18 protein-coding genes and 1 tRNA gene are annotated in these 17,980 nt (G+C 56.7%); 13 read left to right on the forward strand and 6 right to left on the reverse strand.

Annotated elements, in window-relative coordinates:
• Nucleotides 1-180 precede the first annotated feature (180 nt).
• Both VNL17_02945 and queD read left to right on the forward strand, forming a co-directional pair.
• Nucleotides 181-924, forward strand: a complete 744-nt coding sequence (locus VNL17_02945) for an SDR family oxidoreductase (GenBank protein ID HXI83029.1) — start codon at nt 181-183, stop codon at nt 922-924.
• A 3-nt stretch (nt 925-927) separates the two neighbouring features.
• Entirely contained in the window at nt 928-1,329 is a 402-nt protein-coding gene (gene queD / locus VNL17_02950) for a 6-carboxytetrahydropterin synthase QueD (GenBank protein ID HXI83030.1), read from the forward strand.
• A 43-nt stretch (nt 1,330-1,372) separates the two neighbouring features.
• Here the strand turns inward: queD and VNL17_02955 are convergent, their stop codons facing one another.
• Entirely contained in the window at nt 1,373-1,717 is a 345-nt protein-coding gene (locus VNL17_02955; GenBank protein HXI83031.1) for a hypothetical protein, read from the reverse strand.
• 162 nt (nt 1,718-1,879) lie between these two features.
• Nucleotides 1,880-4,753 carry a TonB-dependent receptor gene (locus VNL17_02960; GenBank protein ID HXI83032.1) on the reverse strand — a complete coding sequence of 958 codons (2,874 nt, stop codon included), beginning with the start codon at nt 4,751-4,753 and terminating at the stop codon, nt 1,880-1,882.
• 248 nt (nt 4,754-5,001) lie between these two features.
• Between VNL17_02960 and VNL17_02965 the strand changes: the two genes are divergently transcribed.
• Genes VNL17_02965 through VNL17_02975 form a run of 3 tightly spaced genes read left to right on the forward strand, consistent with a single transcriptional unit; the run spans nt 5,002 to nt 6,879 of the window.
• A complete protein-coding gene (locus VNL17_02965; GenBank protein HXI83033.1) occupies nt 5,002-5,673 on the forward strand; it encodes a MotA/TolQ/ExbB proton channel family protein in 672 nt (223 codons plus the stop codon).
• Nucleotides 5,674-5,682: 9 nt separating this feature from the next.
• Nucleotides 5,683-6,108, forward strand: coding sequence for a biopolymer transporter ExbD (locus VNL17_02970; protein HXI83034.1), 426 nt, complete (start codon nt 5,683-5,685; stop codon nt 6,106-6,108).
• 39 nt (nt 6,109-6,147) lie between these two features.
• Nucleotides 6,148-6,879, forward strand: coding sequence for an energy transducer TonB (locus VNL17_02975; protein ID HXI83035.1), 732 nt, complete (start codon nt 6,148-6,150; stop codon nt 6,877-6,879).
• Nucleotides 6,880-6,921: 42 nt separating this feature from the next.
• On the opposite strand, the gene VNL17_02980 is transcribed toward VNL17_02975, so the two are convergent.
• Nucleotides 6,922-8,517, reverse strand: a complete 1,596-nt coding sequence (locus VNL17_02980) for a hypothetical protein (GenBank protein ID HXI83036.1) — start codon at nt 8,515-8,517, stop codon at nt 6,922-6,924.
• A gap of 173 nt (nt 8,518-8,690) precedes the next feature.
• Between VNL17_02980 and VNL17_02985 the strand changes: the two genes are divergently transcribed.
• Together VNL17_02985 and VNL17_02990 are read left to right on the forward strand one after the other, a co-directional pair.
• Nucleotides 8,691-9,656 carry a tetratricopeptide repeat protein gene (locus tag VNL17_02985; GenBank protein ID HXI83037.1) on the forward strand — a complete coding sequence of 322 codons (966 nt, stop codon included), beginning with the start codon at nt 8,691-8,693 and terminating at the stop codon, nt 9,654-9,656.
• A 284-nt stretch (nt 9,657-9,940) separates the two neighbouring features.
• Entirely contained in the window at nt 9,941-10,357 is a 417-nt protein-coding gene (locus VNL17_02990) for a hypothetical protein (GenBank protein ID HXI83038.1), read from the forward strand.
• 37 nt (nt 10,358-10,394) lie between these two features.
• Here the strand turns inward: VNL17_02990 and VNL17_02995 are convergent, their stop codons facing one another.
• On the reverse strand, nt 10,395-11,459 hold the full coding sequence (locus VNL17_02995) for a YncE family protein (GenBank protein ID HXI83039.1): 1,065 nt from the start codon (nt 11,457-11,459) through the stop codon (nt 10,395-10,397).
• Between the two features lie 233 nt (nt 11,460-11,692).
• Between VNL17_02995 and VNL17_03000 the strand changes: the two genes are divergently transcribed.
• Nucleotides 11,693-12,133 (forward strand): hypothetical protein, encoded by a 441-nt coding sequence (locus VNL17_03000; GenBank protein ID HXI83040.1) that lies wholly within the window; start codon nt 11,693-11,695, stop codon nt 12,131-12,133.
• A gap of 40 nt (nt 12,134-12,173) precedes the next feature.
• Here the strand turns inward: VNL17_03000 and VNL17_03005 are convergent, their stop codons facing one another.
• Together VNL17_03005 and VNL17_03010 are read right to left on the reverse strand one after the other, a co-directional pair.
• Nucleotides 12,174-12,578: a hypothetical protein gene (locus VNL17_03005; protein ID HXI83041.1), complete on the reverse strand. Its 405-nt coding sequence runs from the start codon at nt 12,576-12,578 to the stop codon at nt 12,174-12,176.
• Nucleotides 12,579-12,613: 35 nt separating this feature from the next.
• The gene (locus tag VNL17_03010; GenBank protein ID HXI83042.1) at nt 12,614-13,492 is read right to left on the reverse strand and encodes a hypothetical protein; all 879 of its coding nucleotides are present in this window, start codon (nt 13,490-13,492) and stop codon (nt 12,614-12,616) included.
• A gap of 524 nt (nt 13,493-14,016) precedes the next feature.
• On the opposite strand from VNL17_03010, the gene VNL17_03015 reads away from it, so the two are divergent.
• From VNL17_03015 to VNL17_03035, 5 genes are all read left to right on the forward strand, one after another.
• Complete coding sequence (locus VNL17_03015; GenBank protein ID HXI83043.1) at nt 14,017-14,670, forward strand: PEP-CTERM sorting domain-containing protein; 654 nt, start codon at nt 14,017-14,019, stop codon at nt 14,668-14,670.
• Nucleotides 14,671-14,886: 216 nt separating this feature from the next.
• Complete coding sequence (locus VNL17_03020; GenBank protein ID HXI83044.1) at nt 14,887-16,194, forward strand: MFS transporter; 1,308 nt, start codon at nt 14,887-14,889, stop codon at nt 16,192-16,194.
• A gap of 115 nt (nt 16,195-16,309) precedes the next feature.
• Nucleotides 16,310-16,396 (forward strand) — tRNA-Leu (locus tag VNL17_03025).
• A 38-nt stretch (nt 16,397-16,434) separates the two neighbouring features.
• The gene (locus VNL17_03030; protein ID HXI83045.1) at nt 16,435-17,166 is read left to right on the forward strand and encodes a DNA-formamidopyrimidine glycosylase family protein; all 732 of its coding nucleotides are present in this window, start codon (nt 16,435-16,437) and stop codon (nt 17,164-17,166) included.
• 137 nt (nt 17,167-17,303) lie between these two features.
• Nucleotides 17,304-17,980, forward strand: a 677-nt coding sequence (locus tag VNL17_03035; GenBank protein ID HXI83046.1) for a hypothetical protein, incomplete at its 3' end; no start/stop codon positions are given.

Below are 17,980 nucleotides of genomic sequence, written 5' to 3' on the forward strand. Positions count from 1 at the left end.
CGCATATTGACAATCATCGGCCCCCGTTTTCCGGAGGTGACTACTCATCCGCCCCGTCCCCCTTCGTGTCTGCTTCGTGACGCCAAACTTGAGCGTTGAGAGTTGAGCGTTGAGTGTTGAGCGTTTTGGCGTTTCCCGCCTTGCGTCTGCTCGCTGGCCTTCGGTAAACTAAACAGCACCATGAAGCTCAAAGGCAAAACCGCACTGGTAACGGGCGCGGCGAAACGGGTCGGGCGCGAGATCGCCCTCGGCCTGGCGCGGCGCGGCGCGAATATCATCGTTCACTACAATTCGTCGTCATCAGACGCCCTCCGGACGGTCAAAGAAATCAAGGCGTTGGGCGTTGACGCCATTGCCGTTGGAGCGGACCAATCCAAAATTCGGGAGGTGCGCGCTGCTGTCAATAAAGCGGCGAAGCACTTCCGCAATATTGACGTGCTCGTCGCCAGTGCCGCCGTCTACAAGAAGACGCCGTTTGATAAGCTGACCGAAAAGGATTGGGATTTTCATATCGACGCCAACCTGAAAGGCCCTTTTCTGTTCGGGCTCGAAGTCGGCCGGCACATGCTGGCCCGGAAGATCGAAGGCAAGATCATCAACTTCGCTGATTGGTCCGCCATCCGACCGTACGCGGATTACCTGCCGTATTGCGTTTCCAAAGCGGGAGTGATTTGCCTGACAAAATCCCTGGCCAAAGCGCTTGCGCCTAAAGTCCAGGTCAACGCCATCGCCCCGGGGCCTATCCTGCTGCCACCAGACTTCACGGAAGAAGAGACCCAGGCAGTCATCGATGCGACCGTGGTCAAACGGCTCGGGTCGCCGAAGGACATCGTGAATTCCGTGCTGTTCTTAATCGAAGGCAGCGACTTCATCACGGGCCACACGCTGCTTGTGGACGGCGGTCGCCTGATCGCAGGATCGTAAGAAATGTTCCGGGTCACCAAACACATCGACTTTTGTTACGGGCACCGACTGCTCAATTATGAGGGGAAGTGCCGACATCTGCACGGGCACAACGGGCGGGTAGAGGTGCACATTGACTCGGATAAATTAGACGCACGCGGGATGGTGCAGGACTTCTCCGACATCAAGAAGATCGTCAAGAATTGGATCGATGAGACACTCGATCATCGGATGTTGCTGCACAAGGACGATCCGCTGCTGCCGTTGCTGAAACAACGTGGCGAGCTGTTTTATGTGATGGACGAGAATCCCACCGCTGAGAACATCGCCAAGCTCATCTTCAATCACGCCCGCGCCGAGGGACTGCCCGTTGTCGAAGTGCAACTGTGGGAGACACCGACATCCTCCGCCAGCTACCGTGGTTAAGATTCTCCGGCTTTGTTGTGAAGGATATTATGGTTGCGCCAACTCAACGTCCTGGCCCTGTCGTGGCGAACGGCAGTCGCTTTAGGACATCACCGACGGTTGTCGCGCCACTGCGCTGAATGTCCTGTTGGTCGATAACGAGGACCGGAGAAATGCTGTCGGTCGTGCGTCCGATCTTCTTGACGTCTTGTGGGATGTTCGAACCGGTGACGATTACCTTGCCCTTCGGCAGTTCGTTCTTGTTGGAACGCACTACGTTGGTTGTGGTGTTGGTTTCCACAGTCGCTGCGGCGGGTTTTGGAGTTGGAGCGTCAGCGCGCGCTATCGCGGAGACAAGGCACATTGTTGCGCAAAGGCCCACAAATTTGCTTCGTCGATTGAGTCGCATGGTCTCAGACCTCTTGTAAGCCGGCTGATTCCCCTACAAAACGATACTCCTTCAGGCCGACTTTGCAAGTGCGATTCTCTTTCCCGTTCCCCTCGGGCTGACGGCCAAAGATAGGCCCACTCGCTGCAAACGGCGGTGCCGCCCGTTGCTGCGTGTCTGTAACTAAAACTTCTTGGTGACGCGCGCGTAGACGAACCGACCGCGGTTATCGGCGATTGCCGTGTCGTAACCCTCGGTATTCTGCGAGGAAAACGGGGGGTTGTCGTCCAGGACGTTATTGACACCCACCGTGATTGTGGAATCGTACGGCGCCTGGTAGGTGGCTTGCAAATCAACGGTGATGAACTCCGTGACTTCCTTACCGATGAAGCTGTCGCTGTAGCTGCCGGTATAGTTCAGCGTCGGGCCAAATGAGAACTTCTTGACGGGAGACCAGAAGACACTGGTGTTGAATTTAATTTTTGGGAAATCGAATTGCCCGGCCTCCTGCGTCGTGGGGGAACCCGACGAAATCTTCTCCCTCCAACTGGCGAGGTACGTGCCATTAAAGTCGTATGTAAAACCACCCACGTCCGTGTCCACTACGTACACAGCGCCCAAATCGACGCTATCCACCTGGCGGCTTGTCAGGTTGATGAACCGTTGGTCAATACTGACGATCGTGCCGGGCACGCCCAAGGCAATGTCCTGCGCGCTGGGCGGATTGCGTGTAACGAAAGCAGCCTGTTGCGCCAGTGGTAGATCGAGGATTTTTTGAAGGTCCTCGGCTTGGATCACGTCTTTGACGTTGATGTGAATGTAGTCAAGGGTCAACGTCAGGCCTTTGATCGCTGGCGGCTCAAAAATCATGCCCGCGTAATAGGAATCCGAGTTTTCTGGCTTGAGGTTCGCGTTGCCCCCCGAGATGATCTTGTACTGAGTACCGCCTTCGTCAGCGGCAGAACCCGTTCCATTGAAACGCAGCGTATCGACCAGACCATCTTGAAATCCGATGTTCTCTACGAACAGTTCCTGGAGGGATGGGGCCCGGAAACCTCCTGAATAAGACGCCTTGAACGTAATCGGTTTGGCCGGTTGCCATTTGATGCCGACCTTGGGTTTGGCCGTCGTGCCGAAGTCACTGTAATACTCGAAGCGACCCGCGACCTGTACTTCGAGTTGTTCCAGCGCGGTTCTGGCATTTTGGCGGGTGAACAACGGAATGCCGATTTCGCCGTACAGAGCGTCCGAATCCCGGGAGCCGTGCGACGGTTGGGTGCCGCCTTCACTCACGACGAGGAACTGCGAGGAGAGCGTGTCGGGGACGTCCGAAATCGACTCGGTGCGCGTCTCGCCGCCAAAGGCGACACCAATCGGGCCAGCTGGTAGATCCCAGAGGCGACCATTCGCCTTGATGTCATATTGCAAAAGTTGGGTCTCCGCCTCGCGCGTGGTGTGCACCTTCAGGGCGTCGATGGTCGCGGGATTGTTCACGTAGTCTGGTCCGCCCAGCACGTTCAAAGCCGTCGAGGGGTTTGAGTCGTTTAGCGCGGCCTGCAATGCCGTGGCGGAGAGGTAATTCTTTCCGTCATCGATGCTCTTGCTTGAACTGAAGAGGAAAGCGGTCTCGGCGTACCAGTCTTCACCGATTTCGAGCTTGAGGCCCGGTACTGCACGAATTACATCGGTGTCAACGTCGTCAATGCGAGGGCCCGCTTGCGTGGCGCGCCAACGAAACGCAATCGGAGCATTGGTAATGCCCGCGTAGGGGTTGAATGGATTGTTTGGACCAATCGTGTAGCCATCTGTGTCGCCAAAGACGGGTGTCGCGGCGGACTGCAATTCGGTGAGGATCTTGCGATACCCCGCCTCGACAAAGGCGGTCAGGCGGTCCGTGATATTGTAGTTGATCACGGTATAGCCGCCGTAACGTGTCGTCTGCGGATAATCCACGATGTCCTTGTTAAAGTTGTAGTGGTTACCGGAGAAGTCCGTGCCGGAGAGGTCGTTGGTCGTAGTCGCACCTGTCGCGGGGACGAATAGTTCGTTGCCCGTGAAAGGATCGAACACCAGACCTTGCGGGCTGGCCGAACTGCGAAAATCGAGCCCGCCTTGTGAGGAATGGTCGGCATTGGCGCTGTTCTCGCGATCGCGGAGGAACTGGGCGTTGCGGTCATAATAATCCAGGAAGAACATGGCGTTGGCTTTATCGTTAACCAAACCGGTCACCATCGAGTACGTCTGCTCGCCGGAATCGCGGTGAGTGGTATTGCCGTATTGGGCTGTGAGTTCAAGGCCTTGGTAGTCCTTCTTGAGGATTATGTTCACGACGCCGGCAATGGCATCGGAGCCGTAGATTGCCGAGCCGCTGTCCTTCAAGACTTCAATGCGGTCAACCGCCTCCAGTGGAATACTGTTGAGATCCACGAATCCAGCAGTCACGCCGTTAATGTTTTGACCAAAAGCATACGGCGCAACGCGGCGGCCATTGATGAGGACGAGCGTTGATTGCTGGCCGAGGCCACGCAATGAAACACCCGACCCACCTGGCGCGAACGATGCCGCGTTGTTTTCGGCGAACGACCCGGAACTGTTCTGGGGGAGCCGGCGGATGACGTCCGAAACCGTGGTAGCGCCTGATTCATCGATCTGTTGTTTGGTGAGGGTCAGGACAGGAGCGACGGACTGGTCGACGGCGGTCGGAATGTGTGAGCCCGTGACAATCACCGGTTGCATCTTAACGGCTCTTTTTTGCGGCTGCGCTGGCGTAGCTGGCGGCGCCGGAGTTGGTGGCGTCGGAGGAGCGATCGGTGTCTCAGCGGGGGGAGCCTGGACAGGTGGCGTGACTTGATCGGTTGCGTCCTTGGGTGTTTCAGGCGCCGCATTGCTCGCCGGATCCGTCGATTGCACCTGTACCGGCGGTGTCGTAACATCCGGTTTCGCCTGGTCATCGGCAAATGCTGCCGATGCGACGGCAAGATTTGCGACCAAAACCAGCGGCAACAGTCGCGCAACACCCATTTCGGCCGAACCACGCAGAGAGGTGGTACTCTTCATATCTCCTAGCCTCCACGAACAATTGGTTGGGTGAGACAAGTTCTTGTTACGAGAATGCGAGGCGGATGACAAGCTTTTTTTGCAGAGAGGCGCTCCGGAAGAAAGGGCTAGACTTTCTTTCAGCTAGCTCCTACCTTGGTCTTGCCTCTGGTACGACAGGCATTTAAGGTGAGGAGAGACCTTTTGAGCTCCGCGATCCTAGCTTCCGCGAAACGATCCCAAAAATCACCATTACGGATGAACAGACCATGATACGGTTATTCTTGAAGGGTGGCCCAATTATGTGGCCCCTGTTGATCACCTCCATCGTTGCCCTGGCAACAGTCATCGAACGCCTTCTCTTTCGTGTGCGTGAGCGTTTCCGCCGCGATCCTGATGTTGTGGAGAATATTTTCAGTCAGGTCGAAAAGGGAAATATTAACGCCGCAATTCGGGCCGGCGAAGGTAGCAATGATTTCATTGCTCGTATCATCGTCTATGCGCTGACGCACCGCGAAAAGTCGTTGAGCAATGCCTACCTCAAGGCGGCTAATAAGGAACTGCAACGTTTCAATCGCGGCCTGCCGATTCTCGACACCATCATCACCCTCGCACCGTTGCTCGGCTTGCTCGGCACCGTCACGGGACTCATTCGCGCCTTCGGCCTACTCGGGGCACAGGAACTTGGCAGCCCCATGGCGATCACCGGCGGTATCGCGGAGGCGCTGATTGCCACAGCCTTCGGTCTGGCCATCGCCATAACCGCGTTGATTCCCTTCAACTATTTGAACGCACGACTCGAAGAAGCGCGCAACGTCATCCAGGACGCCGGCTCCCAACTTGAACTGTTGCTCGAGCAGAGCGGGGGCGCTGGCCCCGGATCTGCTGGTTCGAACGTGCAAGTAGGTCGTCCCAGTTCATCGGGAGCGTCGTCTCACTAAGGACATCCAATGATTGTTCCTTCACCGAGTTCCCGCAAACGAGCGCGCATCGAGATCATTCCACTTATCGACATCATGTTCTTCCTGCTCGCGACGTTCCTGATGGTATCCCTCAGCATGATCAAGAACCAGGGTGTGCAGGTGAATCTGCCAGCAGCGACGACCAGCACACCGCAAGAGCAGAAGGATTTCGCCGTCATCAGCATCACGGAGCAGGGCGACATCTTCTACAACAAGGAGAAGATTGAACCCGACCAGCTTCGACCTTACCTGGAATCACTGCGCGAGACCTATGCGGAGCCGAAAGTGTTTATCAACGGCGACGAGAAGGTTGTGTTCGGCAAGGTGGTGACTGTGCTCGACGAGGCGCGTCAGGTCGGTATTGTGAAAGTCGCCATCCAGACGAAAAAGGAACAGGTCATCCGCAAGCAGTGAGACCGTTGACTTCGTCACCAGGTGGCCCTAGTTTTTGACATGCTTGATTCACCGTTCAAGCGGCTTATTCTGAGCTTTACGCTGGCGATTGCCGTCCATGCCGTGGTTTTGTTCGGTCGCGGTCTTGTGGTTCAAGAAGCTGTGACTGGTGTCGGCATCGGCAACGTCGAAGTTGAACTGGCCGAAGGGCCGCCCGGCGGCGGCGACACTGCTCCCGTTCTGCCGGAACCTCCGCCTCCTCCCGATCAGCCGGTTCCTGAAGCGACTCCCGAGGTGCAACAGGACGTAGTCCCCACGGACGAAATGATCATGCCAGATCCCAACGCGGAGTTGCCGCCACCCACACCGCCGACCGAGACACCGCACCCACGTCCTGTTAACACAAATCTCTATGCGAGCGCTGGCGGCACCGTTCATCGTTCAGGCGCGGCTGGCGGTGGCGGCGCGCCCGGCACGGGCACCGTACGCGGGACTGGTGGCGGTGGTGGTGGCGCGACCTGGGGCGATCCACGCTACGGCAACAATCCGGCGCCGATCTACCCAGTCGAAGCACGGAAGATGGGGCAACAAGGGATCGTCATTCTGAGTGTTCTCGTAAATGCCGGGGGTACCGTGGAAACCTTGGGCGTGAAAGATGGCTCCGGCCATGTCTTGCTCGATCAGGCGGCGATGCGGGCCGTTAAACGCTGGCATTTTAAGCCCGCAACCGTAGCGGGCATTCCCGTCAGCTCACAGGTCGAAGTTCCCGTTGAGTTCCATTTGGACGAGTAGCTCTAGCATCCATCAACACGTCGACCTGTCGGTATCCTTGGCTCATTGCGTCGGATTGCTGGTCGCAGGCACGGCGGCAGGTGGCGCAGGTTGCTCCGTCGCCAACTTTGGCTCCACCATGATGTCGTCGACGTCCAAGGTCCCAGTCGCATTGTACAGCGCGGGCGCAAAGACGATGTAAACCGACCCCTTGGGAATGTCGTTGACGGCATCCTTCACAATCCAAGCGGAGTTTTCCTTCAGAGACGGGACTTTCGGCCAGCCGCCAACCCGTTTGCCATGAGCATCCTCAAATACAAACTGCAGCCGCGCATCGGAGACGGCATTCGATGCTGTGGAAAGCTGCAAATTTATCGCTCGCATCCGCACGGTAACTTTGAGCGACGTCCACTTTGGATCGAGTTGGAAACGTCCCTGCGCCTGCACGCTCTTTCCCAGCGCGCCGTTTGTGACACGCAGGAAGTGGTTGCTTCCATCCGCGATCACCGAGCACAACTTTGGATCACTGAATCGCCAGCCCTGCGGTCGGCCTGCATCGTCAAGCTTTTCAAATGTGCCTTCTGGAAAATCGGCTGTCAGTGGCAAAGCTTCCAACGCCGGCGCCTCGCCGATTTGCACGTCGTCAATGTCGAATGTCCCCGTCGCGTTGTACAACGCAGGCAGAAGTTTGACATACATCGCGCCCGGCGGAATCGAGGCCCGGACCGTCTTGGTGATCCAATCGGAATCCTGCCGTAACCCCGGTGCCGGAGGCCAGCCGCCAAGCATTTTGCCGTTGGCATCTTCGAACATGAATTGCAACCGCGCGCCATCCACAGCGTTTGTACCGGCTCTGAGGTCCTTGCTCCGCAGCCGCGCGCTGACCTTGAGGGTTTTCCACTTCGGATCAAGTGTGAAGCGATTGTCCTCAATGGTCGCCGTACTGCCCGATTTCTCATTGACGAGGCGCAAGAAATGGTTGCCGTTCTCCTCGATGATCTTCACGTTCGATTGCTTGGGTAGCTTCCAGCCTATCGGGCTGCCGTCCGCTTCGAGCTGCTCAAACGTTCCCTCCGGAAAACCCGCTTGAATCGGCAGCGCCTCGATGGGTGGATTTGGAACCACAGTGATATCGTCAACGCTCAACTCCCCGGCAGGACCGTAAACTCCGGGCTCGACGGCAAGCGTCGTCGCGCCCGCCGGCACTTCGAACGTGGTGCTCAGCGTTACCCAGTCCGAGTTCAGGCCCAACTGCGGGCAGGAGGGAAAGGAAAGGGGTTTGCCGGTCTCTTCCTCAAACCGCAGCATTATCCGGGCGTTCTGCCAGGCTTGTTCGCCCGGTTGCATGTTCCGGGCCCTCAGCCGCGCGGACACTTTCAATTTCCTCCACGATTGGTCCAGTGGTAGTTTGGTGCCGATCACTATGGGGCGTTGCCCATTTGTTGCTGTAAGGACGCAATAATGGTTGCTGCCTTCCTCGACGAGGCGCACGGTATCGCCACTGATGGGCTTCCAATCCAACAATACGCCGCGGGTGTCGATGTTCTCGAAAGCTCCGCTGGGAAAAACATTTGTGGTCGATTGCGACAGGGTAGGGCGGTCGATCAACAGTAGCAGGCCGATGGCGAAGGCGAGAGCGCGGGGTGCAAATCGTTTCATGTCGTCTTCATTTTGGCGTTCTGGCGTAACAATGCCATCCACCGTCGGTTTAGCAAGAAATCTATATGGAATTATGGCGCAGCTACTGTGGCCGGGGTTCCGTGGACCCGGAACCAAACACTGTTGCGACATGGCGGGTGGGCTGGTACATTTCCCGTGTAGGAGGCTACTGCATGAAGGCATTTCTTACCCTGTCTCTGGCAATGCTGTTCTTCACAACCGTCACCCTGGCCGATCCTGCCAGGGAATCCACTTACGCGGATGTCAACACCCAGGCCATCGAGTTGTTTCAACAGACCAAGTATGCCGAAGCCATCGAGCGCGAAGGGCAGGCGATCAAGATGGCCGAACAGAAGTTGAGCGCGGATGATGAGAAGCTCACGAACATGCTCCTGAATCTCGCCCGCATGCACGAAGCACAAAAGACTTACGCCGACGCCGTCCCGATTTACCAGCGCGTGATTTCAATGCAGGAAAAGAACAACGGCGCCGAGTCCCTCGAGGTTGCCGGCAGTTGGGAAAGCCTCGGTTCCCTTTACGTGTTACTGGAAAAGTATGCCGACGCAGAGAATGCGCTGCGAAAGGCGATCGCGGTTCTCGAAAAGGCGAAGGGCGTGGACAACAGCGAGACTATCGACACGTGCGAGACACTGGCTTGGGTGTACCAGCGCCAGAACAAATACGCAGATGCCCTGACCCTGCATGAACGCGTCCTTGCCGCCTGGGAAAAATCGTACGGCCCGGAAGATCCAAAGCTGGGCAACGTTTGCCACAACATCGCGTACCTCGAGGAAAAGCTGAAGAAATACAAGGAAGCCGAGGCCATGTACAAGCGTGCACTGGCGATCCGTGAAAAAGCAGCGCCGGATGGCGCTGATGTTGCCCGGTCCCTGGATTTCCTGGCAAAATTCTACTACAACCAAGGCAAGTTCATGTCGGCTGAGCCATACTTCAAACGCGACTTAGCGGTAGAAGAGAAGCTTGTTGGCACCAACAGTCCCGAACTTATTGGGATTCTGGAACCCTATGCGGATGTGCTCGAACAGATGAAGAAAGTCAACACCGAGCGCCAAGTCAAGGACCGCCTCAAGAAACTGCGCGAGGTCGAGAAAGCATCCGGTAAATCAAAGAGCGAATAAGTTGTTGCGCCGCAACCCGTGCGGCAGACGCATCCTCCATTTCCGGTCGCATCCATTTGTAAAATTTCAAAATGGGTGTAAGTTACATACGGGTGATTTGGATGAAGTTGAAGCCACGAAGCGTCAACCGTTCATCGCGGGCAGTCCTTTGGGGAGCTGTAGCGGGGTCGGTTGTGTGTTCTGGCGCAATCATTTGCGCTCAGGCGCAGTCAGCACACAATACTCTGTTGGTGGATTACGTTACTCCGTCTCGTCTGTCGCAACCCACTGCGCCCCAGCCGGCTATGCAAACAAATGTAATCTCAACCGCGGAGGCGAAGGGACGTGATTTCGGCAACGATATTATCAAGCCGACCGCTACGACCCCTGCTGACCGGTGGATAAAGTTTGAGCGCGAATATGGCATTGAGCAGGAAAGCCCGTCAGCAATCGGACGAGTGTTTCAAGCGGCGAAGTACGGACTCGATCGAATGACCTTTACGGCGCAAGAGACCGCCAAGAGGTGCGAATTCACTTACGATCTCGGGGATGAACCGCCGAACGATCCGGGGGGTCGGTGCGCTGCACCCCAGTATTCGCTTCCCATGTTTGGCAGGTTCGGCCGCGCCCAGTTCAAATCGGAAGTTACCGTACACGATCCCCAGACTGGACAGGCATTTATAGGCCTGAAACTGAGCGTCCCATTCGGGCAGGGCGGTTGAGGTGTCTCCCAGTTATTGGCGCGGCGAAATCTCGCTGCTAATGATCGGCCGTTTTGTCCATGCCGTACACCAGGACTTTGAAACTGCCCGGGACTATCTTCGGACGTTGCCGAGTTGCGCCAGGGGCAGGCGTTGACTGCGGCTCATACTTGGCGGACGGCAGGTAAATCCTGTGAGTTTTTGGATCAAGCGCCATGGTCCGCGCTCCCCGTTCGGTCGTCAGTATTTGCACTGCGGTTAGCTTATCGGGTGAGTCTTCATGGGCGATGGTGACAGTGCCGTCACCATTGGAAGTAAAGGCCAACTGGGGACCGGGATCGAATGCAGTGCCGTCAATCCTGTCACCACTGGGAACCGTGCCGACCACTTTGCCGTTGGTACTGTCCATCATCACCATCAGTTTGTTGCCGCAACCAAGGAAAAGCCGATGATGCACCAGGTCGATCGCCATACCCGAGGCTTCTTCGCCCGGCGCTATCGGCCACGTATTCACAATCTGGTGCGTCTTGGTATCAATTGCGACTACGCTGTTCTTATCTTCGATATTGCAGTAGACGCGTCCCGACTTTGAATCGGCAGCGGCAAACTCCGGTTTGCCGGGAAGCCCGATCGTGGCGACCACCTTGCCGGTCTTGGCCTCAATGACCGTCGCCGATTGCCCGCGTCCATTAAAAGCATAGACCTCTTGCTGTCCTGGATCGTACAAGATCACATCCGGATTCTCGCCAGTGTCCACCTTCGAAAGCGTCTTGAGCGTTTTCAGATCGACTATGCTGGCTTTCGACTCTTGACCGTTGCTGGAAAAGCCGCGTTGAAACTCCGGTACGGGTGCGAAACCATGGACCCCTGGAGTATCGGTGATCTCGCCTACGACTTCTTCCTTGTCGAGGTCAATGACCATCACCTTGGTGGCATGGGAAACGTAGAGGCGATGCGCGGCCTCGTCAATCGAGAGGGTGTCCCATCCGCCTTCACCGCCGACGGGGATTTCCTTCAAGAAGTGATAGGTGTTGTCAGCGCGGCAGGCAGGGGCACAATGGATAAAGAAAACGCTTATCGCAGTGATGGCGACAAACTGGGGCCAGCATTTTTTGGCAATCATCGTCGACTCTCCTTCGTTCGAAAACCGACGGGAGAATAGGTGTGAGGGGAGGGGGTGAACAAGGCTAAACTCCAGCATACTCTTTTCGGCGTGCTGTTTGGCGGGCCCGGGGGGCATATCAAAGGAGGCCACCCGCTGTTATTCATCGAACCGCAACCAGCACTTGCATATGAGGGGGAATGGGGCGACAGTTTTTACTATACGACAAATGGGAAACATGGCGGAGGACACGCATGAAACAGTACGTGGTTCACATGGCCATTGGAATAAGCGTCGCGGTCATGGCGCTGTCGTGCGCGGAACGGTCATCTGTACTTAGACCATCGCCGACTGCCGCTACTGTGACAGAGAAAGGTAAAATCGTGCTGTCAAATACCGAGTTTGAAGGCACCATTGGGCGGATTGATGCCGAGGCCGGGTTGCTTACGGTACAACATTGGCCATTATCCAAGACGTTCCGGGTCACGCCGGATTGTCAGATCGACATCCTGACAAATGCGAGTGCCGTGTTGTCGGAGTTAAAAATCGAGGATGCCGTGGTCGTGACCTATGCAGAAGTTGGCAAGGATCTCGTCGCCAGTCGGATCATCCGCAAGGGCAAGGCGCACGATCGGGAGCAAGAGGAGAAGATGGAGCGCCTCGATGAGATGCTGAACCCCAGCCCGAATCAATGAGAACTCCGTATCGCTCGACACGGTGGCAGGCGCTGAAGCACTACTGCTTCGACCCGTCGAAGTCGTACGAAAGACTGGTACCGTCTTTTTTCTTCCAAGTCAGCCGCCCCAAGACTTTCTTGGCGCGAATTTCGCCCTGCCAAGTGACCACACCGTTGGTGTCACTGGTCTGCTCGACTTCGAATTCGGCCTCGTTTTCTTCGGACTCGCCGCGATAGTCAGCGGGTTTGAAGCCTCGGGCCAGGAAGGTCTTCGAGGAGAATTTGCCTTTCGAAAAACTGAGCGTGTCGGTGTATTCCTTCTCACCCCTGTCAGCTGTCACCTTGTCAGGAACCACCTTAACCTTGGAACGTGTCCCATCCAGAAACGCGGCGCGGCACGTGATGGCGAGCAACAGGAATAGCGCCCCGATGATCGCTCCGCCGAGTACCTGGTTGATTCTCATTGTGGCTTTTCCTGATAACTGGCGGTGTTGCCGGGTTACTTGGTCTCCAGCGATATAGGCCTGACTCCTTCACCGGGTTCTGAGCCCGGCCCGAAGTCATATCCCATGAAGACAAATGTTTCGACGTGCGGAGCAAAGCCCGTGACGCCGAAGAGCGATTCGAGGTCAAGATGCAGGCGCGACGTCAGGCGCCACTGTACGCTCGGGCCTAGTTCCAGATTCAAGTGCGCGTGGCGATCATCGACATCATTTTCGCTATCCAATTTCGTTTCCATACCGATACCGAGCTTCTCGTCGATTACCGAGTAGCTGACTGCCAGACTGACAGCCTTTTCAGTTCGGCGGTCGCCATTGACTGCCTGCTCATAGAACAGGTCTGAACCCCAGTGCCACCGGGGCGCCAGCTCATCGCCGAGCAGCAGGTTGGCTTCGGCTGCGTCGGTCCCGTCGCCGTTAATTTTCCATTCGACTTTTAGGGTGGGATTCAATGGAATTTTGCCCCAATCAGCGAGGGCCCACCGCAATTCGAATTCGCTGCTGGCGTAGTGCCAACGACCACCGCCGGTCGTGCCCTCCTCGAAATTAGCCCCGTGTATTTCATAGTCGACTTGAAACCGGTATGGCAAACCGAGTTCGATTTCTTGCTGTAGCACGTGTTGGGGTGAGCCGCCGCGCGGGTACACCGCATCCCAGCCGAATTCAGTTTCCGCCTGCCATGGCGGCTGCACGTAGATGCGCGTAATCGCGAACCGCCGTCGAGTTGTCCACTCGGGCTGTTGGTTCGGCCCGATCAGAGTTTCTTCAGAAAGATCGTTGGTTGCCGTGACTGTCACCGCCGGCATGGGCAGAGGGTTGACAGGCTGCGCGTCCGACTGTGCCAGAATGCACGTGGCACCGCTCAGAAGAGCCAACATAATTAGGGAAAACAGGGCCGTTCTCACAGAAGACACGGGAAACGCATGCGATGTTGGGGTATTCATGAAGTGGGGCGGAGTGTAAATGGCCAAAGACTTGACGTCAACCGCGTGCATGACCGCGTTGTCGGCTGCGTCTGGAATGAAATGACAGGTGGTGCCGTTGGGTATTTCCCCTGACGATCTTACACCATGGCCTCGAAATCATCTATCATCATCAAGCCCAAATAGTTGCACCAGGTTCTGAGCTCATGTCGTTTGTCCGGAATCGCGCTGTAAGTCCCATTTCTTGATGTAAGGCCAACGGTCCTGATCCATGAGTGCCGCCCCCGAACGAAAGAATTCTTCAGTTAGGCGCATTTTTCGCTTGTGCTCATGGGCTGCTTTCGATACAAATTGAAAAGCGAGAAGAGTACCCATTGGTAGATGGACACTTGGGCGGCCAAGGGTGTACTTACAAAACCTAACAGTCGTTGAGGGATCAGCGAGGCAGGGTAATTATGGTTTCGAATTCTGGGCGCACTGTGAGTTTACGTTCCTGTGTTGCGGCCGCTCTGGTACTGCTTTCACTGCCATTCCAAGCACGAGCTATTACGCTAAATTTCCAAGGCTTGGATGGAACGGTCATAAGTTTTTCTACGAATAGCACGTTTGGTTTCACGAGCACCAACGGTTATCAATTCTCAATCTCTAGTGTGCAGGGAGGAGTTGGGGATTCAGTAGGTGACAACGGTTTTCTGTCTCCCGGCGGCCCATTCGTTATCGGACCAATTACGATCAGTGGTGGGCTGCAATCTGCTCCAGTAACCGGTACGAGTACGCTACATATCACGGACAATGCCACGCTTGATCTTACGGGCACAATCAACTGGGTCAATATCGCGACCATCAGCGTCGCCGGGGTTCTTAATCTCAATGGTCAGGTCAATCTCACCGCGATCACATATAGCGGTGCAAACAGCGATTTAGCCGCGTTGGCGGCAGCGGGTTCTGGAGAAGACGTCGTCACCTTCCAGTTTGTCCCGGCGAAAACGCTGACTCAATTGACGACCACGGGCGGCCAGACATCGTATTCTGGAAGTATCACTTCAGTTCCCGAACCGGGTACATGGGTGCTCGTAGCCATGGGAACCGGTTTAGGCGTTTTCCTTCGTGGACGAAGGCAAGCACGCCGGTAGATCGCCTCAAAACCGATTCTCGCCTTGTCGCGTGAATCATCTCGTCTGAATGGCAGGCGTCTCCTGTCGAAAGCCCATGTGGCGTCGTTAAACATTAAAGCTGACTGTTCGGCCTGATTGTCCCCTCCATAAGCGCCACCCTTCGTTGGTTCCACGGGTAGTATTTCATCTCAACAGTTTGCCGCTGGGCAAAGCAAATGGTAAAAGCTTCGCTCCATGGACGAGGTTCCCGATCCCGAAGAATTGATTGAGACTCCACCTGCCGAGCCATCTCTGGCGGGCACGGAGAAGCCTTACGATCCCTACGCGCCATTGCGATTGCGCGAATATCGTCTCTACCTCTTCGGGAATCTGGCGGTCAACGTCGGTGCCAACATGCAGTCGGTCGCGGTCGGTTGGGAACTCTATGAGCGCACCGGGTCGGCCATGGCCCTCGCATGGGTCGGCTTGGTACAGGCCATCCCGATCATGCTTCTGGCCTTGCACGCAGGACAATTGGCCGACCGATTGGATCGCCGTCGGATTGTGCTGTTCGGCCTGCTGGTGATGGCCATGGCCTCACTCGGGCTGGCGACCGTTTCTCACCAACGCGGATCGGTCGGATGGATGTATGCAATGTTGATCATCGGGGCGGGTGGACGAGCCTTTTTTTGGCCAGCCAGCCAGGCGTTGCTGCCCCAGTTGGTGCCTGGCGACACATTCGGTAGTGCTGTCACCTGGAGGAGCACGGGGTATCAAATCGCTTGCGTCACGGGACCGGCACTGGGCGGGTTCATGATTGGCCTGCAAAAGACCACTATGTGGGTGTATGTCGTGGACGCGGCCATGGCTCTGGTGAATTGCTGTTGCGTGGCGGCGATCACGGCCCGTCCCGTGGCACAGCGAACGGAAACCGCTTCGCTCAAGACCTTGTTGGCAGGATTTCGATACGTACTCAACAACAGGCTGATTCTGGCCGCCATCACGCTGGATCTCTTCGCCGTCTTGCTGGGAGGTGCGACCGCGCTATTGCCCATCTATGCCCGTGACATTCTACGCGTGGGGCCAACCGGCTTGGGTTGGCTGCGGGCGGCACCTGCCGTTGGAGCCATCTGCATGGCCGTCACGCTGTCGCATCTTCCGCCGCTGCGTCAGGCCGGTCGGATGCTACTTCTGGCGGTGACAACATTCGGCGTCGTGACCATCGTCTTTGGCCTCTCCTCATCGTTTTGGTTATCCCTGTTGATGCTGGCTGCGTGCGGCGCGGCTGACAACGTCAGCGTTGTGGTGCGGCATAGTCTGGTGCAGTTGCGTACGCCCAATGAGATGCGTGGCCGCGTTTCAGCGGTCAACAGTGTGTTCATCAGCGCCTCTAACGAACTCGGCGAGTTCGAATCCGGCACCGTGGCGCGTTTCTTCGGTCCGGTGACCTCCGTCGTCAGCGGTGGGATCGGGACGATTATCGTGGTGGCGTTGACCGCATGGATGTGGCCAGAGATTCGCAGGCTCGGAAAACTGCACGAACAGCCCGCGAAGAAGTCGTGACGACTCCCCTGTGCGCAGGCGCGTCAACAGCAATTGTCGCATTGGAAACCTGGCGCGGTCAAAACCCATTTGCTTCCCCTCGAACGGCGACGTATCATGCCCCGCGTTGTCTTGGGCCCGGGTGGCGGAACGGCAGACGCATCGGACTTAAAATCCGAAGGTGAGTTAAATCACCGTGTGGGTTCGAATCCCTCCCCGGGCACCCGCCACGATAGCGAACCATAAGAGAATGAACTGACAATGCCGGAACTTCCTGAAGTCCAAATCCTGGTGAATCAACTCGCTCCGCGCCTCGAACGGGCACAGATTTTGGCAGTGGAGATTCGCGATCCAAAGATCAGGCTGCAGCACGATGTTGTCGGCCGGAGAATCTTACGCGTCAGGCGGCGCGGCAAGAACATCATTTTCGATCTCTCCGGCGGACTGCATTTGCTCGTGCACCTGCGCATGACAGGTTGGTTTGAGTTCACAGAACCGAAGCAGTATCGTGCGGCGATCCGAACGGGGAAGGGGACGGCGTATTTTGAAGATGGTCGACGGTTCGGAGTGATGCAGGTGTTAACACCTTCCGCACTACAGCGCGCCGTGGCGGCGCTCGGGCCCGACCCGATTGCGGACGGTTGTGATCTCTCCCGGCTACGCCGGACCTCACGCCCGGTCAAGGTCGCCTTGCTCGACCAGCGGATGGTGTCGGGTGTTGGTAATATTTACGCGAGCGAATCGCTCTGGTGGGCGCGCATCAATCCAAGACGCCATGCAGACCGGCTACGACCGGAGGAAACGCGCGCGCTGGAACGAGGCATCGTAACGTCACTGCGGAAGGCGATCAAATACGGGCCGCGTATTTTTGAGATGCAACGCTTTGCCGTGTACGAGCGGGCAGGACAGCCGTGTCGTCGCTGTGGCACGACGATTCGTCGAATCGTGCAGGCGCAACGCAGTACATATTGTTGCCCGCAGTGCCAGCGGTAAACAAAGGGGGAGATGGACGCTTCGTATGAACTCCAGATCTTCGTCAAAGGCCGCGGCCTATTAGCGGATTCCTTTAGCTTTGGCACTTGCGAAATACCCAAAAATGAAGGTAGTTTGCCTGTAGATAGGAAACCATTATGAATACACGAGCCCTTGTCTTCGCCCTTGGTTCAGCCGCTTTCACGGTCGCTGTCACAACCTTCGCACAGGTCATCATCCGCGGCACCGAATCAACCGACAACTCCACCACCCATTCTGAGGTCAATATCACCACGTCCGACCGGAACATTGTTCCGCTCATCAAAGAAAGCACCGAAACGAAAGTCGACTCCACCACCCAGCGTTCGGAGACGGTTACAAGGGCCCGTCTCAATGACGGCAGCTATTTTGAATGGCAGCGAAGCACGGCTACCAAGAAGGAGCTTTCGCCCGATAAGTCGGTCAACTCCACGGATGTGGTCGAGAAGGATCGACAAGGCCAAGAGCGTTTGTCGCGGCATACCGACGAGACGGTCAACAAGTCACCCTCTGGGGAGACCGCCGAAACGAAGGTCTACACTCGTAACGGCAGCGGCCAACTCGTGCTGGATCGGGTCGTGGACGCGAATACCGTCAAGGGCGCCGATGGTACGGCGAACACCACGCGCCTGGAGAAGGTCGCGGATGTCAACGGCAACCTGGTCATGAGGACGCAGCAGGAAGAGGTGGCCGTCGAGCGCGGGCCGAATGAGAAGGTCGTGACTTCCAGGACCATGTCACCGGATCATCTGACCGGGAAGCTCGCGGTCACGGCGGAAGAGACCACTTCCATCAC

This window comes from Verrucomicrobiia bacterium, from assembly GCA_035577545.1.
GTDB lineage: Bacteria > Verrucomicrobiota > Verrucomicrobiia > Palsa-1439 > Palsa-1439 > Palsa-1439.

What these genes read in the sequence shown, in the direction of transcription:
- VNL17_02990 (HXI83038.1), top strand. Translation starts at nt 9,941, where the DNA reads ATGCAAACAAATGTAATCTCAACCGCGGAGGCGAAGGGACGTGATTTC.
- VNL17_02980 (HXI83036.1), bottom strand. Translation starts at nt 8,517, where the DNA reads ATGAAACGATTTGCACCCCGCGCTCTCGCCTTCGCCATCGGCCTGCTA.
- VNL17_03000 (HXI83040.1), top strand. Translation starts at nt 11,693, where the DNA reads ATGAAACAGTACGTGGTTCACATGGCCATTGGAATAAGCGTCGCGGTC.
- VNL17_03020 (HXI83044.1), top strand. Translation starts at nt 14,887, where the DNA reads ATGGACGAGGTTCCCGATCCCGAAGAATTGATTGAGACTCCACCTGCC.
- VNL17_02975 (HXI83035.1), top strand. Translation starts at nt 6,148, where the DNA reads ATGCTTGATTCACCGTTCAAGCGGCTTATTCTGAGCTTTACGCTGGCG.
- VNL17_02995 (HXI83039.1), bottom strand. Translation starts at nt 11,459, where the DNA reads ATGATTGCCAAAAAATGCTGGCCCCAGTTTGTCGCCATCACTGCGATA.
- VNL17_02985 (HXI83037.1), top strand. Translation starts at nt 8,691, where the DNA reads ATGAAGGCATTTCTTACCCTGTCTCTGGCAATGCTGTTCTTCACAACC.
- VNL17_02960 (HXI83032.1), bottom strand. Translation starts at nt 4,753, where the DNA reads ATGAAGAGTACCACCTCTCTGCGTGGTTCGGCCGAAATGGGTGTTGCG.
- VNL17_03030 (HXI83045.1), top strand. Translation starts at nt 16,435, where the DNA reads ATGCCGGAACTTCCTGAAGTCCAAATCCTGGTGAATCAACTCGCTCCG.
- VNL17_03005 (HXI83041.1), bottom strand. Translation starts at nt 12,578, where the DNA reads ATGAGAATCAACCAGGTACTCGGCGGAGCGATCATCGGGGCGCTATTC.
- VNL17_02945 (HXI83029.1), top strand. Translation starts at nt 181, where the DNA reads ATGAAGCTCAAAGGCAAAACCGCACTGGTAACGGGCGCGGCGAAACGG.
- VNL17_02965 (HXI83033.1), top strand. Translation starts at nt 5,002, where the DNA reads ATGATACGGTTATTCTTGAAGGGTGGCCCAATTATGTGGCCCCTGTTG.
- VNL17_02955 (HXI83031.1), bottom strand. Translation starts at nt 1,717, where the DNA reads ATGCGACTCAATCGACGAAGCAAATTTGTGGGCCTTTGCGCAACAATG.
- VNL17_03010 (HXI83042.1), bottom strand. Translation starts at nt 13,492, where the DNA reads ATGTTGGCTCTTCTGAGCGGTGCCACGTGCATTCTGGCACAGTCGGAC.
- VNL17_02970 (HXI83034.1), top strand. Translation starts at nt 5,683, where the DNA reads ATGATTGTTCCTTCACCGAGTTCCCGCAAACGAGCGCGCATCGAGATC.
- queD (HXI83030.1), top strand. Translation starts at nt 928, where the DNA reads ATGTTCCGGGTCACCAAACACATCGACTTTTGTTACGGGCACCGACTG.